Raw genomic sequence first — 16,833 nt, forward strand, 5'->3', positions numbered from 1 at the left:
TGACTAAGCCAGTGCGCTCAGAATCGAATCCACAATCTGCTGCGGGGGCAGCTCGACCGGACAGGTCAGTGCACGCTCGTCGAACTCAGGCACTTCCAGATCGGTAAACTGGCTGTCCACCAGTGCCACCGGCATGAAATGCCCCTGCCGCTCCAGCATGCGCGCCGCCACCAGCAGCGGCGTGGCGCGCAGATAGACCAGTCGCAGATCGGGGGCGCCTTCACGCAGCACCTCGCGATAGCGACGCTTCAGTGCCGAGCAGGCCAGCACCACGCCCTCTCCCTGCCTGCATGCCTCAGCCAGGATCTGCGACAGCTGTTGCAGCCAGCCCTGACGGTCCTGATCATCCAGCGCCTGACCGGCCGCCATCTTGTCGCGATTGGCCTGAGGGTGATAATCGTCACCCTCGATAAAGCGATAGCCGAGTGCCTCTGCCAGGCGTGCGCCGATCTCGCTCTTGCCGCTACCGCAAACGCCCATTACCACCAAACATTGATCACGCATTGCCTTTGCCACCTGTGAGAGACAGAAATGTCTGTTGATTGAAAAAGAAGCCTCCTGATGTTAGCGCTAACATTTGAGAATGGCAAAGCAGATTTGCCTGACAGAATGATCTTTGCCGCCGGGATTCCAGTAGAATCGCCACCATGGCAGAACGCAAACCCCGCAACAGCGCTACCGGTCGCGTGACCTTGCAGGATGTGGCGCGGGCGCTGGATATCAGCGCCATTACCGTGTCGCGCGCCCTCAAGACCCCGGAACGGGTCTCCGTGGCGCTGCGCGATCGTATTGCCCAGGCGGTCGAAACGCTGGGCTACCGCCCGAATCATGCCGCACGCACACTGGCCTCGGCCCACTCGGGCAATGTACTGGTACTGGTGCCTTCGCTGACCAACGAAGTGTTTGTTGATGTCCTGGGGGGGATTCACGAAGAGCTGCAGCCTTATGGCATGCAAATGCTGATCGGCAATACCCACTATTCGGAACGGGAAGAAGAGCGTCAGCTGGAGGCATTTCTCGGCCACAATCCGGACGGTATCCTGCTGACAGGTGTCGACCACAGTGCGCGCACCCGACAGCTGCTGGCAGACAGCCGCCTGCCCATCGTCACCATGATGGAGCTGGACGAGACGCCTGGCAGTCGCTCGGTCGGTCTGTCGCAAAGCGCCGCCGCCGAGGCTCTGACCCGGCACCTGATCGAGCGGGGCTATCGCCGCATTGCCTATGTGGTCGCCCAGTCCGACCCCCGTACCCGCCAGCGGGCTGAAGGCTACCGCACGGCGCTGGCCAGGGCAGGACTGCAAGATCGGTCGCGGGAAATCTGGGTCGAAACACCCTCTTCAGTCGGACTGGGCGCCGAGCTGCTGCAGATGCTGCTGGCCGAACACCCGGACAGCGATGCCGTATTCTGCTGCAACGACGACCTGGCCCAGGGCATGCTGTATGCCTGCCAGCGCCAGGGCCTGCGCGTACCCGAACAGCTGGCGATTGCGGGCTTCAACGATCTGGCCGCCTCAGCCTGGACCTGCCCGGCCCTGACCAGCATCGCCACCCCGCGCTACGATATCGGTCGCCAGGCCGCCCGCATGCTGCGCCTGGCCATTGCCGGGCAGGATCAGCCGTCTGCCCTGGATCTGGGCTTCCGGCTGATGGCAAGAGAAAGCAGCTAGTCCCCGCCTGCCCCTCAGACCTCATCCCGCAAGGCGCGACGCAGAATCTTGCCGACATTGGTCTTGGGCAGCTCGCTGCGGAAGACAATATGGCGCGGGCGTTTGTAGCCGGTCAGTTGCTCGCGGCAGAACTGTCGCAAAGCCGCCTCGTCCAGACTGGCATCGCGCCGCACCACAAACAACTTCACTGCCTCGCCGCTTTGCGCATCGGGCACCCCGATGCAGGCACACTCCTGCACGCCCGGATGGGTCGAGACGACAGCCTCGATTTCATTCGGATAGACATTGAATCCCGACACCAGAATCATGTCTTTCTTGCGATCGACAATCCGCACGAACCCGGCGGCATCCATCACGCCCACGTCCCCGGTGCGGAAAAACCCGTCCGCCGTCATGACCCGGGCGGTTTCCTCCGGACGATTCCAGTAGCCCCGCATCACTTGCGGACCGCGAATGGCAATCTCCCCCGCTTCGCCTAGCGGCAGATGCCGCCCGTCATCGTCGAGAATCGCCACTTCGGTCGAGGGGATCGGCAAACCGATGGCCCCGGTGAAGCCCTTGATGTCATGCGGGTTCAGCGTGGCACATGGTGAGGTTTCCGACAGGCCATACCCCTCGAGAATCGGGGTGCCGGTTCTGGCCTGCCAGCGGTCGCTGGTACTTTGCAGCACCGCCATGCCGCCACCCAGGGTAATTTTCAGGGCCGAAAAGTCCACCCTGGCCAGCGCCGGCTGATTCAGCAAACCATTGAACAGGGTATTCACACCGGGGAAGAAGTGCAGACGATGACGCGACAACACCTTGACCAGTCCCGCCATGTCTCGCGGATTAGGAATCAACACGGTATGCGCGCCCCACTTGGTACCCATCATCATGCAGGCGGTCAGCGACAGCACATGGTAGAGCGGCAAGGCACACAGCACACCAAGCTGCTCATCAATGTCCTTCAGGACCGGCGCCGCCCAGGCATCATTTTGCAGCACATTGGCCAGGATGTTGCCGTGGGTCAGAATCGCCCCCTTGGCCACACCGGTCGTCCCGCCGGTGTATTGCAGGAAGGCAATGTCCTCATGCCCCTGCTCGCTCTCGCGCAGCGGCAGATGTTGCCCCTGCTGCAGTGCCGCCTTGAACCAGTGCGCTTGCGGCAACTGATAGGGTGGCACCATCTTTTTCACTTTGCGTACCACCAGGTTGATCAGCGGACCTCGCAGCGGACCGAGCAAATCGCCGATGCCGGTCAACAGCACATGCCGCACCGGCGTCTGATCGATCACCGCCGCCAGCGTGGCGGCAAAATTATCCAGCACGATAATCGCTTCGGCACCGGCATCATTCAGCTGGTGCGCCAGTTCACGCGGGGTATAAAGCGGATTGACGTTGACCACCGTCATGCCGGCCCGCAGGATGGCCGCGACGGCCAGCGGGTATTGCAGCAGGTTCGGCATCATGATGGCCACCCGGCTGCCGGGCGCCAGGCCGAGTGACTGCAGCCAGGCCGCCAGCGCCTGCGAACGCTGCCCAAGCTCGCGGTAGCGCAGAGACTGCCCCATGCAAGTGTAGGCAACGCGGTCGCCGTAGCGGGCGAATGACTCATTCAGCAAGTGGGTCAGCGACGCATAGACAGAGGGATCGACATCCGCGGGCACCCCCGCCGGGTACGATTTCAGCCAGATCCTGTCTACCGCCATTGCGCCTACCTCCTCGATCTTGAAACAAAAATGCCGGCAATAACCGGTCATTTTTGATACCAAATGCATAAAAAGACCCAATAGATTAAGCACTTGCCGGCCGATGCACAAGTAAAACAGACATCAGGCTGCCACCGCGCCACGGCCATCCGGCAAGACAGGATTTGCATATGGAATAATCGATTGTAGACTACCTATTCTTGCAATCAGGAAGCCAGCATGAATACCACGCTTTATCTCCTCTTCTGCGTGACGGCACTGGCCGCCGTGTTCACGCCCGGTCCGGCGGTCATGCTGGCCCTGCAAAACAGCACCCTGTATGGCTGGCGCCGTACCGTGCTGTCCTCCCTGGGCAATATCACCGGCCTGCTGGTGCTGATCAGCGCCAGTGCCATCGGCCTGGGTGCACTGCTGCGCACCTCGGCGACCCTGTTCCTGCTGCTGAAACTGGCCGGCGCTGGCTATCTGATCTGGCTGGGTATCAAGCAGTGGCGCGCTGGCGGCAGCAGTCGGCAGCAGGTGACCCGCACGCAAAACAGTCATCCCGCCCGGATGGCGCTGTATCGCGAAGGTCTGCTGCTGGCGCTGTCCAACCCCAAGGCCATTTTGTTCATCACCGCCTTGTTTCCCCAGTTCATCGTGCATGAGCAACCGCTGTTGCCGCAGTTGATCCTGCTGTCGCTGACCTTCATGGGCATGTCGTTCTCCGCCCTGATGACTTATGCCCTGGCCGGTCATCTGGTAGGGGGCAATCTGGCGGATGCCATGCAGTCGGCACGCTTCCGTCGCGCCACCGGCGGCCTGTTCATTGCCATGGGGGCCGGACTCCTGACCCTGAAGGCCAAATAGACACCACATCATGAGCCAACTTCTGACCGGTCTGCTGCTGTTCGTCGGCATTCACTCTCTGCGCTTGCTGGCACCGGCCTGGCGCGAGGCCCAAATCGCCCGGTTCGGCACCTTGCGCTGGCGAGGGATGCACTCGGTCGCGGCACTGCTCGGGCTGGTACTGATCGTGCGTGGCTATGCCGAAGCACGCAGCCTGCCCGGCCTGTACTGGCAACTCCCCTTTGCCGCGCGCCACGGCATGCTGCTTGGCATGTTGCTGGCCTTCATCCTGCTGACGGCCAGCCAGATTCCGGGCACACACATCAAACAGCGCATCGGCCATCCGATGAATCTCGGACTGGTACTCTGGTCGGGACTGCACCTGCTGTTCAATGCCAGACCCGCCGCCCTGCTTCTGTTCGGCACATTCTTTGTCTGGTCGCTGACCCTGCTGCTGGTGTCGCTCAAACGTGACCGCGAAGCCGGTGTCAGCTACCCGCCCGGCCAGCTCAGTCGCGACCTGCTGTGTGCGGCGCTGGCACTGGTGGCCTGGCTGGCTTTTGTTCTGATCCTGCACCAGCGTCTGATCGGTGTGGCGGTACTGTGAAATGACTCCACACTGGCGCCTGCGAACAGGGATCTGTCTGCTCGGGCTGCTCTGGTCGGTGGCCGTACAGGCAGCTCACCTGACACTCACTTTCGAAGCCGACGACTGGATGCCCTTCAACGGCGATGGCATCAACCATAACGGCTATGCCATCGATGTGCTCAAGGCCATCTTCGAGCCCAAGGGCATTGCCATCGTTTTTCGCAGCACCCCGTGGGCCAGAGCGATCGGTGACGCCCGCACGGGCAAATGCGACGGTGTGATCGGGGCCCAGCGCAGTGAAATTGCCGGCTTTGTCATCCCGCAGGAAGAACTGGGGCAAGGCCGGCAGGCTTTCTATGTCCGCAAGGACAGCACCTGGCGCTTTCAGTCGACGGACTCCCTGAAGCAGGTCACGCTGGCGGTGATCAAGGACTACTCTTACTCCCTGGCCATCAATCAGTACGTACGCGATCATCGTGATCGCGTCTATGTCGGCGTCGGCGAGCAACCATTGCAGCACAACCTGCAGATGCTGATCCATCGGCGGGTCGATGCGGTCGTGGATGACGAGACCGTCATGCAGTACGCCATCCATCGTGCCGGGCTGACACAACAGGTGGTGCTGGCCGGTTACGATACCGGTACGGAAAAAAACTATATTGCCTTCTCGCCGGCCAACCCGGCCTCCGTGACCTACGCCAGCATGCTGGACGAGGGCATGCGCCGGCTGCGCAAGAATGGTCAATTGCGCCGCATCCTGGCGCGCTATGGTCTGTCTGACTGGAAATGAAGCGGGGCAGCCTGCCGCGCACAAGACTTCGCGCGGCCAGGCTGAAGATTGACGTCTCTCAGGCAGGAACGGCCTGTGGTACGTGTGCCAGATTGCGGCCCAGGCCTTGCGCCAGTTGCAGCAGATCATCCGAGGTCTGGCGCAGCTGAGTGACGACCTCAATATTGGACTCGGCCAGCTGCGCAGTAGCCGCCACCTTTTGTGCCAGTTCGATGCTGGCCATGCGCTGCTCGCGCAGACTGCCGTTGATGGTCTCGATCGACCCGACCACCGTCTGCGAACTGTCCTGAATACCCTGCATGGACTCGGCACTCTGGGCCGCCCCCTCACTGACCTGCAGCACACTTTCCAGACTTTGCTGCATGCTCTCGACCACCGACCCGGCCTCCTGCTGAATGGTCTGGATCATGGTGGTGATTTCCTGTGCGGAAACAGCACTGCGCTCGGCCAGCTTGCGGACTTCATCGGCCACCACGGCAAAGCCGCGACCAAATTCGCCGGCACGCGCCGCTTCGATGGCCGCATTGAGGGCCAGCAAATTGGTCTGATTGGCCACATCGACAATCACCCCCACAATATTGCCGATCTTTTCCACCTGACTGGTCAGGGCTTCGATACGATGCGAGGTGGCCTGTACCTTGTCCGCCACCGCCCGCATGGCCTCGGAGGACTGCATCACTTCCAGCACACGCTGGCTGGCGATCTCCCCGGCTTCGCGCGCCATGCGCGAGGCCTTGCCGGAACTATTGGTGACATGATTGATGCTGACGGTCATCTGCTGAATGGTCGCCGCCGCCTCTCGGGTCGAGTCGGCCTGCTGCTGCACGCTGCTGCCGACCTGCTCGGTCATGCCGGCCAGGGCATGCGCGGCATCGGTGGCAGCCTGCGCGCTCCGGCGCGCCTGCTCGCTCAGCGCCGACCACTGTGCCTGCAAGGCATCAAACTCGCGCTGCAGCGACTGTCGGGGCGCATCCAGACGCCCTCCCACCCACCAGGCCAGCGCCAGTGCCGACAGCACGGCCACCACCAGCAGCGGCAGCCAGAGCGTCAGGCCGGCCTGCGGCAGCAGCATGGCCGCCAGCGCCACCGCGCCACACAAGGCGGCACCAGCCAGTTGGCTGGCCACCATTTGATATCTTGTTGTCATCTTTTCCCCCTCTTCGACATCCCGGCACCCATGGGCCAGGTGCAACAAGGCCCCCGGCTCCAGAAGGCAGCACGGGGGCCGGGTACATCCGTCTATATCGGGATTTATTTGGCGGTCACGGTCAGGAATGCCGACTGACCGGCGTTCAGGGAGCCGGTAGCCTTGGCCGACAGCGCGTAGTCATCGCTGTTGGCAATCACCACCACGCTGGTCAGCGACGGGACTTTCCCCTTGATGCCGGCAAAGTCGACATCAATCAGCGGCGTGCCGGTGGTCACGCGCTGGCCCTGACGGACGCGCGGGGTGAAACCCTGGCCATTCAGCTTCACGGTGTCGATACCGATGTGCATCAGCACTTCGGCGCCATTGTCGGCGGTCAGCGTCAGGGCATGGCCGGTACGGGCAACCTGCGTGATGATGCCGTCACAGGGCGCAACCAGCGTATTGGAAGTCGGATTGATTCCCAGACCGTCTCCCATCATCAGACCGGAGAACACCGGATCCGGCACGCTGGCCAGGGGAACGACGGCACCACTCAGCGGGGCTACCAGTTTGATCGTAGACATATTGTTTTCCTCTGTGATTGAACGAACGCCCGGGAGGCAAGGCACACCCCCTTGTAAGGGTTTCTTGCTATGCCACTGGCAAATTCTAATCACATTACTGAAAAATGTGCGTCCTTTGTGCGGCCCGATATCCTGTAATTTTGCAAAAGTTTGCTTCAGCTCAAGTACACACCGCCTTGTCAGACAGGCGGATAAAACCGCTCACAGCAAGGAATCATGCGGTTTTCATGCCAATCTGCCAGACTCGCCTCCGCCCATGACATGTTGTAGTAATACTACACAACCACCCTCAGACGAGCGTCCCATCCTTTAATGCAGGTAAGCGGGAAGCCTCTGATCCTCAGGCCTGCCAGACCGAGTGCGAGGGGGTCGGTCAATGCGGCGTGGCAAGCGCCTGCTGCCGGTCTTCAGCCAGCCATCGGGCCACTGCCGTCACCTGTGCTGCGTCCAGCCTCAGCCGCAGTTTGCTGCGCCGCCAAAGCAGGTCCTCCGCACTGCGCACCCATTCGACATCCACCAGATAACGTGCCTCGGCCTCATACAAGCCGGGAGCGATCTCCGCACCCAGCCCCGCCAGACTGTCGGCATGGCCGATCAGCCTGACCAGCCTGGTGCCGTAGGCACGCGCATAGCGGGTCAGCAGATCCAGCGGCATCCATGGGTAGCTAGCCTTGATACCGGCAAACCAGGGATAAAAATCGGCCTGCGGCATGTCGCCGCCCGGCAGGGGTGCGCGGTCGCTGAGGCAAGGCTGCCGGCACCCCAGGCGCGGAGCCAGCAGGTCAACCGCCTGTTCAGCCAGCTTGCGATAGGTCGTGATCTTGCCGCCAAACACCGACAGCAATGGCGCCCCCTCCCCCGGATCCATCTCCAGCGAATAATCGCGCGTCACGCTGCTGGCATTATCCGATTCGTCATCCAGCAAGGGGCGCACGCCGGAGTAAGTCGCCAGGACCTCCGACGGATGGATCTGGCGCTCGAAATAGCGGTTGCTCATCTCGCACAGATAACGCACTTCGTCCTGCTCAATCGCCACGGCAGCAGGGTCGCCATGGTATTCGACATCGGTCGTGCCGATCAGGGTGAAATCACCTTCATAGGGAATGGCGAAAATAATACGCTTGTCGGGATTCTGGAAAATATAGGCATAGGGATGCTCGAACATGCGTGGCACGATGATGTGACTGCCCTTGACCAGCCGCACCGATTTGCCGGCACGCACTGCGACCTGTTCGCGCAGGAAGCGATCCACCCAGGGACCGGCCGCATTCACCAGCGCACGGGCCTGCACCGTCTGCTCGGCGCCATCGCTCTGCCGCAGCGTGCAGCACCATAGCCCGCCCTCGCGGCGAGCGCCGACACAGGCGGTACGCGTCAGAATCTGCGCACCATGCTCGGCCGCATCCAGCGCATTGAGCACCACCAGGCGGGCATCCTGCACCCAACCGTCGGAATACTCAAAACCGCGGCGAAAACCCTGCTTGAGCGGGGAGCCGGCAGGATGACGGGAAAAATCCACCGACACCGATCCGGGCAGGACTTCGCGCCGGGCCAGATGATCATATAAAAACAGCCCGCAGCGGATCATCCACGTCGGCCGCATGCTGGCATCGTGCGGCATGACAAAGCGCAGCGGCCAGATGATGTGCGGCGCCAGACGCAACAGCACTTCACGCTCTTGCAGCGCCTTGCGTACCAGACCGAACTCGTAATATTCGAGGTAGCGCAATCCGCCATGAATCAGTTTGGTACTGGCCGAAGAGGTATGCTGCGCCAGGTCATCCTGCTCGCACAGCAATACCGACAACCCTCGCAGGGCCGCATCACGGGCAATGCCGGCACCATTGATGCCGCCGCCGACCACCACCAGATCCCAGATCACTTTCTCCACGCTTTCCCCTCGCAGTCATGACTGAGTCAAGCTTAGTCAATCACCCCGCACGAGACAACAAATTATGTTGTTTTTTGTTGTTTTTATGTTCGTTTTATTTTCGAAGCAAAAAGGGCGTGCGCAGCTGACTGCACACGCCCTGATGGCTCAGACAAATTGCTTGCTGTACAGCAGGGCCGCCAGCGTGCCGCCGATCAGCGAGCCAACCACCGGCACCCAGGCATAGCCCCAGTCACTGTCACGCTTGCCGGGAATCGGCAAAAGCGCATGCATGATGCGCGGTGACAAATCGCGCGCCGGGCTCATGGCATACCCGGTGGTACCGCCGAGCGAGACACCAATGCCCAGTACCAGCAGGCCGACCGGCAAGGCATCCAGCGCACCGAGCGAGGCCTTGGGTGAGACCATGTTCAGCACGGCAAACACCAGCACAAAGGTCGCAATCACCTCAGAGGCCAGATTGCCCGGCAAGCTGCGGATGGCCGGCCCGGTGCAAAACACCGCCAGCTTGGTATCGGGGCACTCGGTATGGGCAAAGTGCTGGCGGTACATTACCCATACCAGGAAGGCACCGAACATGCCGCCCAGCATCTGCGCGCACATATACGCCGGCACACGGGCCCAGTCGAACTTGCCGGCCACGGCCAGCGCCAGCGTCACCGCCGGATTGAGATGCGCGCCGCTGTAGGCGGCCACGCAGAACACGGCGACAAATACGGCCATGGCCCAGCCAAAGGCAATCACGATCAGGCCGCTGTTATGGCCCTTGGTATTTTTCAGGATCACGTTGGCGACCACGCCATTGCCCAGCAGAACCAGCAAAGCGGTGCCAATGAATTCAGCGATCAGGGGAGTCATTGTTTGTCCTTTTTATTGAATGACCAGGGCGCCTCAGGCACCAGCCCAGGCGATGGCGGCCCGTACGGCGCGATGCCAGCCATCCACCAGCTGTGCCACCTTCTCCGCCGCCATATCCGGCTGGAAGCGGCGATCCAGCTGCCACTGCCCCTGCACATCATCCACACTCTGCCAGTAGCCCACGGCCAGGCCGGCCAGATAGGCGGCACCCAGGGCGGTGGTTTCGGTGACCTTAGGCCTGATCACGTCCAGCCCCATGATGTCGGCCTGAAATTGCAACAGCAGATTGTTGACGGTCGCCCCGCCATCCACGCGCAGCTCCGGTACGGCGATACCGGCATCGGCCTCCATGGCCTTGAGCACATCCATGGTCTGATAGGCAATGCTCTCCAGCGCGGCGCGTGCCACATGGGCCGCCGTCGTGCCTTGCGTGGCACCAAACAGCGAGCCACGGGCGTTCTGGTTCCAGTGCGGCGCCCCCAGTCCGGCAAAGGCCGGCACCAGATAGACTCCGTCATTGTCCCGCACCTGGCGCGCCAGCTCGTCCACATCGGCGGAGTGCTTGATGATGCCCAGGCCGTCACGCAGCCACTTGACCACCGAGCCGCCGATGAAGATCGAACCTTCCAGGGCATAGTGGGTCTCGCCCTTGACCTGCCACGCCACCGTGGTCAGCAACTTGTTGCTGGACTCGGTCGGTTTGGTTCCGGTATTCATCATCAGGAAGCAGCCGGTGCCATAGGTATTCTTGACCATGCCCGGCCGGGTGCACTGCTGGCCGAACAGAGCGGCCTGCTGATCACCGGCGATGCCGGCGATGGGGATACCCGCTCCCAGCTGCGTACCCTGGGTGGTGCCATAGACTTCGCTTGAAGAACGGACCTCCGGCAGCATGCTGGCCGGCACATCCATGATCTTCAGCAATTCTTCGTCCCAGCTCAGGGTATGGATGTTGAACAGCATGGTGCGCGAGGCATTGGAGACGTCCGTGACGTGCACCTGGCCATGGGTGAAGTTCCACACCAGCCAGCTGTCGATGGTCCCGAAGGCCAGCTTGCCAGCCTCGGCACGAGCGCGGGCACCCGGCACATTGTCAAGAATCCACTTCACTTTGCTGCCGGAAAAATAAGCATCAATCATCAGGCCGGTCTTGGCACGAATCGGCGCTTCCAGCCCCCGGGCCTTCAGACTGTCGCAGAAATCGGCCGTGCGACGATCCTGCCAGACAATCGCGTTGTACACCGGCTGACCGGTTTCGCGGTCCCATACCACCGTGGTTTCACGCTGGTTGGTGATGCCGATGGCAGCCACATTGGCGCTTTCCAGTCCGGCATAGGCCAGCGCTTCGGCAGCCACACCGGCCTGCCCGCCCCAGATTTCCAGCGGATCATGCTCTACCCAGCCCGGTTGCGGATAATGCTGGGTAAACTCCTTTTGGGCGACCGACACGATATTGCCCTGGCGATCGAAAACGATGGCCCGAGAACTGGTCGTACCCTGATCAAGTGCCAGGATGTACTGCTTTTGCATATTGTCTTCTCCTTGTGTACTGCATTGCGCCGCCGACGATCGTCGACGGCCTGTTTTCGCTGCCACCCCGCCACCCGGCACAACCCGGCAGACAATGACGCCAGCATGTTGTTTTGTGTTTGTTCCGGATTCTACACAGGGCAAAACGCTCATAAAAGGAAATTGTTACGAAAATATTCAAAACAAATAACACAAAAAACGAAAAGCGCCACGCTGGTACGAAACCCTGAGTGGCGCAGCAGAAGACGGGATGGGGACATGATCAGCGCAAATGCTTTATCCAGAGGCACAGCGCGGCAATCGACAGGCCAAGCCGCCATGCATGCCACACAGGGGCGAGAGCCCCTCGCGTCTGTCGCACAATGACAACGTCCTCAAGATGCCAGTCTGACATCATGATTTCATGACCGCTGGTCACGGGGCGATATAGAGTTCGACCCGCGATTCGGCAATCACCGCGGCCATGTCCTCCGGGGGAGGCAGGTCGGTAAACAGGGCAGTCACCCGCGACAGCGGGCCGAGTTCGACCATGGCAGGACGGCCGAACTTGGTGTGATCGGCAACCAAAAACACATTGCGCGACTGATGGATAATGGCATCCGAGGTGCGCACCTCGCGCATGTCGTAGTCACGCAAGGTGCCATCCTGCTCGATGCTGGAAATGCCAATGATGCCGTAATCCACCTTGAACTTGCGGATGAATTCGATCGTGGACTCGCCGATGATGCCCATATCGCGCGGGCGCATGACGCCGCTGGCGACAATGACCTCGCAATCCGGGTAATTGCACATCATGGCCGCCACATTGAGGTTATTGGTAATCACATGCAGACCACGGTGCTGGTGCAGTGCCTTGGCCACCTCTTCGGTCGTGGTGCCGAGATTGATGAACAAGGAAGCATGGTTGGGGATCTGTTCCGCCACCTGACGGGCAATGCGCCGCTTCTCCTCGATGCACATGACCTGACGGGTGTTGTAAGCCACATTTTCCACACTGGACTGGGCACTGGCCCCACCATGGATGCGCTGCAGCAGTCGGTTGTCCGCCAGCAACGCGATATCACGCCGGATAGTCTGATGCGTGACGCCAAAATGCGTGGCCAGCGCCTCGACGGTGACATGCCCCTCACGCTGCACCCAGCCTAGGAGCTCCTGTTGTCGCTGATTGAGAATGATCATAGTGGCATGGCGCGCTGGCTCGAGTTGATCGGCATGGAATGGTTGTGCAGATTATACAGGGGTGATATCGGCTTGCCAGCCTGACCCTCTGCCTACTCGGGAGACATCACGCCTTCCACCCGGTTACGCCCGCGCGCTTTGGCACGGTACAGCGCCTGATCTGCCAGGGCAAACAAGTCATCCAGCGCCAGGCCCGGCCGGGCGACCATGCTCGCCACGCCCAGACTGGCCCGGATCGTGGCTTTGCCCTCGTCCTGCGCCAGGCAAAGCGCCGCCACCGAGGCTCGCACCAGTTCTGCCCGGGAGCAGGCGGCCTCCAGCGTCATGTCCGGCAGGATCAGGGCAAACTCCTCGCCACCGTAACGCGCCGCCACATCGCCAGCCCGGCGGGCATGCGCCTTCAGCACTAGGGCCACCTGGCGCAGACACTCATCGCCGGCCAGATGCCCGTGGCGGTCATTGAAACGTTTGAAGTGGTCAATATCCAGCAGCACCAGGCAGAGCGCAGACCGCTGACGTGCACTGCGGCGCCAGGCGGCCTGCAGGGCCTCGTCAAAGGCACGGCGATTGGCCAGCCCGGTGAGCGAATCAGTCAGGGACAGCGCCGCCAGCTTGCGGTTTGCCGCCGCCAGATCCTGCTGCACCGCCCGCAAGGGCGTGATATTGCGGTGATGCCACAGCCGACCATAGCGGCCGTTGCCATAAGAAAACGGGATGTAATCACGCAGGTAGATCTGCCCATTGCGCAGACGCACCTCATAATTGATGTCTGCCACCCCCCGTTCGACCAGGCGGGCAATCATGCCGATTTCGCGCTCTGGATCCTGCATCATCGGACGGATCAAATCGAGAAATGCCGGCGCCGTCATGCCCACCAGCTGTTGCGGAGACTGGCTCAGGCCAAACATATGGATCAAGGCCTGATTCAGATACTCGATCCGTCCCTCGTCATTCACCAGCAGGATGCTGTCATGCAGCACCGACAAAATGGTCTTGAGCCGCAATTCATGATCATCCAGCCGTTGAGCCAACTCGGCGGGAGCCTCGATATGGGGGGCAAGATCCGTCCAGGCCAGCAGGCTGTCGAAGCCGGCCTCATGTTCGGGATCCCAGGCACGCAGATAATCCATGGCCCAGGCTAGACGCTCGCGTTCATTGAGACGGTCATCGCGCAGAATGCGCTGCAGCTCGGTCAGAACACGCAGATGCTCTTCCCTGTGATGATGCTTGCTGTCTTCGCTCAGGGGCGAAGCTGCCAGCCATTGCTCTTCATCGATGAAATGGGAGGACAGCAGATCCAGCAACTGACGCTGAACGAAATCGAAAGGGGGTAATGCGCCAGCATGACGCAAGGACTGCGACAAATCCGCAATCAGACGACGCAAGGCCAGGTGTTGCTGATCAATCTGCGCAATGCCGGTCAAGGTCTTGGTCAACAGCGACGGGGTGTCCATATCGTGCTTTAGCCTGAGATGGACACAGGATAAACCATTACTTCACGTATAGCTATTATGTTATTTCTATAATAAGCATCGATTAATGACAAGAGGGTTGCGAAAAACCAAAAAGGGGGCGAACACCTGGCAGGATGGGCTGACCGGGAAGGGGAGACCGGCCGACACGAGGGTCGCCCTGCCAGGGCTCGCCCCAAAGACAATGGCGTTCATTGTCTTTGGGGCTGACGCAGGGGTCAAAGCAGCGCGGTCAGCCCTGCCCAGCGACAGGTCGCTCTGTGGTACGGGTGCTCATTGCCGCCAGCACCACCTCCGGCAAAGCCGGTACCCGGGTAATGCGCACCCCGATGGCGTCGTGGATGGCGTTGAGAATGGCCGGGGCCACCGGCACCGTCACCGGCTCTCCGATCCCCTTGGCGCCAAACGGCGCCGAACTCACAGGATCTTCGATCAGATAGCGGTGCATATTCGGCACATCCATCGCGGTCGGAATGATGTAATTGCTCAGCGACGGATTGCGGATCTGCCCCTCGCGAACCACCAGGTCTTCATACAAGGCATAGCCCAGCCCCATGACGAAGCCACCGTCTATCTGCCCTTCCACCATGACCGGATTCAGCGCCCGGCCCACGTCCTGCGCGCACCATGCCTGGGTGCAGCTCACTTGTCCGGTCAGGGTATCGACCTCCACCTCGACACCATAGGCATTGAAGGTATACGGCCAATAGGGTGCGCCATAGCCATTGTCGTCCAGCTTGACGGTCTGGGCGGTAAAGGACTCGCGCACCCGCAGAGTGCGGCCTTCGGCAGCCATGACGGCAGCAATCTCTGTCAGATCCAGACCGATTTTCGGCAAAAATGTCAGATAGACCCGGTGGTCATCGACGGTGAAACTCAGTCCGGAGTTGATCTTGGAGAAGGCATCGCGCGAGCGGTTGAGCTGCTCGACCGTTTCCAGAATCAGGGCCCGGCGGAAGCTCTCCGCCGCCAGTCGCACGGCATTGCCGGTGTTATAGGTCTGGCGCGTGGCGGCAGCCGTACCGGCATCCTCGCATTCGTCGGTATTTTCGCTGGTCATGCGGATACAGCCCACCGAGACCCCCAGCGCCTCGGCACAGATTTGCGGCATCACCGTCTTGGCCCCCTGCCCGACTTCGGCCGCACCGACCCGCAACAAAAAACGCCCCGCCGGCAAGAGCTCGACCTCGGCGACCGAAACATCGGGAAAACCGTTGCCATAACCGGTGCCATACCAGCAAGCCGCGATCCCCCGGCCGCGCCGCACCGTGCCACTGCCCCGGTCGAAAGGCACTTGCGCCATGCCCTGCTCAATCGCGGCCAGGCAACGATCCAGAGGTACCGCTTCCGTCAGCAGCTGGCCATTACCCGTCTCACTGCCGACCCGATAGATATTGCGCCGGCGCATCTCGAAAGCATCCAGTCCGAGCTGCTCCGCCAGTTGCTCGATCAGCGACTCGTGCACCATGGTGACCTGGGTCGCGCCGAAGCCGCGCATGGCGCCAGTAAAAGGATTATTGGTATAGACCGCGTAACTGTCGACTTTGACATGAGGAAAGACATAGGGGCCGGTGATATGCACCCCGGCCTTGCGCAAGACATTGATCGCCCAGGAAGCATAGGCGCCGGAGTCGCCGATCAACTCGGCCTCAAAGGCAAGCAGACGCCCTGCCGCATCGGCCCCCATGCGTGCTTTCATATGGATCGGGTGACGCTTGGAATGCGCCAGAAAGGATTCGTCACGCTCGTAGGCGATCTTGACCGGCCGGCCAGTCAGCAGACAGCCCAGCGCGGCATGAATCTGGATGGTGATGTCCTCGCGTGCGCCAAAGGCGCCGCCAATCGCCAGATTAAGCACGCGCAGCTCGCTCTCGGGCACGCCCAGCGCATCGGCGATTTCCAGCCGGTCAAAGTGCGGATACTGCGAGGCAACACAGACCACCAGCTTGCCATCCTCGTCACGATAGGCCAGCCCGCTCTCGGTCTGCAGGAAGGCGTGATCGACAAACGGCGAATGAAACTCCCCCTCGGCGACGACAGCGCAATCCTGCCAGACGGCATCGGTATCGCCCTTGCGGCAGCGATAATGAAAAATCACATTGGGCAGCCCCTTGTCCTCGGGGCGCGTCCAGCTCTGGGTCATGGCTTCGTCGTAGAAGAAAAAACGGTCTTCATACTCATTGACCACCGGCGCCCCGGGTCGCATGGCTTCGCGCGGATCGAATACCGCCGGCAAAGGCTCGTATTCGACGACCAGCAGGCGTGCCGCAGCCTGCGCCTGGCAAGCGGTTTCTGCCAGCACCAGTGCCACCGGATCGCCGATGCGGCGCACCTTGTCATGACAGAATACACAATGATCCTTGTACAGCACGCCATGATTGTTATGGCCGGTGACGTCTTCGGCGGTCAGAATGCGCACCACCCCGGGGGCGGCGGCGGCACGGCTGAGATCGAGCCCCAGAATGCGCGCGTGGGCATGCGGCGAACGCACGGTCACGCCATACAGCTGCCCTTCCCGATCCAGATCATCCGGATAACACGCCCGTCCTGTCACCTTGTCGCGGCCTTCGCGACGCTCCACATTGCGGCCGATTGTCTGCAGCTCCGCCATCATGCTCATCCCGT

Annotated in this window: 14 protein-coding genes; 4 read left to right on the forward strand and 10 right to left on the reverse strand. The window is 61.3% G+C overall.

What is annotated here, in order from left to right:
• Nucleotides 1–3: 3 nt before the first annotated feature.
• The gene (locus AACH39_RS05200; protein WP_215782106.1) at nt 4–504 is read right to left on the reverse strand and encodes a gluconokinase; all 501 of its coding nucleotides are present in this window, start codon (nt 502–504) and stop codon (nt 4–6) included.
• A gap of 143 nt (nt 505–647) precedes the next feature.
• On the opposite strand from AACH39_RS05200, the gene AACH39_RS05205 reads away from it, so the two are divergent.
• Nucleotides 648–1,670: a LacI family DNA-binding transcriptional regulator gene (locus tag AACH39_RS05205; RefSeq protein ID WP_215782105.1), complete on the forward strand. Its 1,023-nt coding sequence runs from the start codon at nt 648–650 to the stop codon at nt 1,668–1,670.
• Nucleotides 1,671–1,684: 14 nt separating this feature from the next.
• On the opposite strand, the gene AACH39_RS05210 is transcribed toward AACH39_RS05205, so the two are convergent.
• Nucleotides 1,685–3,358 carry a long-chain-fatty-acid--CoA ligase gene (locus AACH39_RS05210; RefSeq protein ID WP_215782104.1) on the reverse strand — a complete coding sequence of 558 codons (1,674 nt, stop codon included), beginning with the start codon at nt 3,356–3,358 and terminating at the stop codon, nt 1,685–1,687.
• A gap of 219 nt (nt 3,359–3,577) precedes the next feature.
• Between AACH39_RS05210 and AACH39_RS05215 the strand changes: the two genes are divergently transcribed.
• From AACH39_RS05215 to AACH39_RS05225, 3 genes are read left to right on the forward strand one after another with little or no spacing between them, the layout of a single operon-like run.
• Nucleotides 3,578–4,207, forward strand: coding sequence for a LysE family translocator (locus AACH39_RS05215; protein WP_338621046.1), 630 nt, complete (start codon nt 3,578–3,580; stop codon nt 4,205–4,207).
• 10 nt (nt 4,208–4,217) lie between these two features.
• A complete protein-coding gene (locus AACH39_RS05220) occupies nt 4,218–4,793 on the forward strand; it encodes an NnrU family protein (protein WP_215782102.1) in 576 nt (191 codons plus the stop codon).
• A gap of 1 nt (nt 4,794) precedes the next feature.
• Nucleotides 4,795–5,565, forward strand: coding sequence for a transporter substrate-binding domain-containing protein (locus AACH39_RS05225; protein ID WP_338621047.1), 771 nt, complete (start codon nt 4,795–4,797; stop codon nt 5,563–5,565).
• 58 nt (nt 5,566–5,623) lie between these two features.
• On the opposite strand, the gene AACH39_RS05230 is transcribed toward AACH39_RS05225, so the two are convergent.
• The 8 genes from AACH39_RS05230 to AACH39_RS05265 form a co-directional block, all read right to left on the reverse strand.
• A complete protein-coding gene (locus AACH39_RS05230) occupies nt 5,624–6,712 on the reverse strand; it encodes a methyl-accepting chemotaxis protein (protein WP_215782100.1) in 1,089 nt (362 codons plus the stop codon).
• 104 nt (nt 6,713–6,816) lie between these two features.
• Entirely contained in the window at nt 6,817–7,278 is a 462-nt protein-coding gene (locus AACH39_RS05235; RefSeq protein WP_215782099.1) for a PTS glucose transporter subunit IIA, read from the reverse strand.
• A 373-nt stretch (nt 7,279–7,651) separates the two neighbouring features.
• Entirely contained in the window at nt 7,652–9,169 is a 1,518-nt protein-coding gene (gene glpD, locus AACH39_RS05240) for a glycerol-3-phosphate dehydrogenase (protein ID WP_338621048.1), read from the reverse strand.
• Nucleotides 9,170–9,316: 147 nt separating this feature from the next.
• Complete coding sequence (locus tag AACH39_RS05245) at nt 9,317–10,027, reverse strand: MIP/aquaporin family protein (RefSeq protein ID WP_215782097.1); 711 nt, start codon at nt 10,025–10,027, stop codon at nt 9,317–9,319.
• Between the two features lie 33 nt (nt 10,028–10,060).
• On the reverse strand, nt 10,061–11,557 hold the full coding sequence (glpK, locus tag AACH39_RS05250) for a glycerol kinase GlpK (RefSeq protein WP_215782096.1): 1,497 nt from the start codon (nt 11,555–11,557) through the stop codon (nt 10,061–10,063).
• A gap of 414 nt (nt 11,558–11,971) precedes the next feature.
• Nucleotides 11,972–12,736, reverse strand: a complete 765-nt coding sequence (locus AACH39_RS05255) for a DeoR family transcriptional regulator (protein ID WP_215782095.1) — start codon at nt 12,734–12,736, stop codon at nt 11,972–11,974.
• 92 nt (nt 12,737–12,828) lie between these two features.
• Nucleotides 12,829–14,190 carry a diguanylate cyclase gene (locus tag AACH39_RS05260; RefSeq protein WP_215782094.1) on the reverse strand — a complete coding sequence of 454 codons (1,362 nt, stop codon included), beginning with the start codon at nt 14,188–14,190 and terminating at the stop codon, nt 12,829–12,831.
• A gap of 250 nt (nt 14,191–14,440) precedes the next feature.
• On the reverse strand, nt 14,441–16,822 hold the full coding sequence (locus AACH39_RS05265; protein WP_215782093.1) for a xanthine dehydrogenase family protein molybdopterin-binding subunit: 2,382 nt from the start codon (nt 16,820–16,822) through the stop codon (nt 14,441–14,443).
• Nucleotides 16,823–16,833: the final 11 nt, after the last annotated feature.

The organism is Paludibacterium flexuosum, assembly GCF_037076605.1.
Taxonomy (GTDB): Bacteria; Pseudomonadota; Gammaproteobacteria; order Burkholderiales; family Chromobacteriaceae; genus Paludibacterium.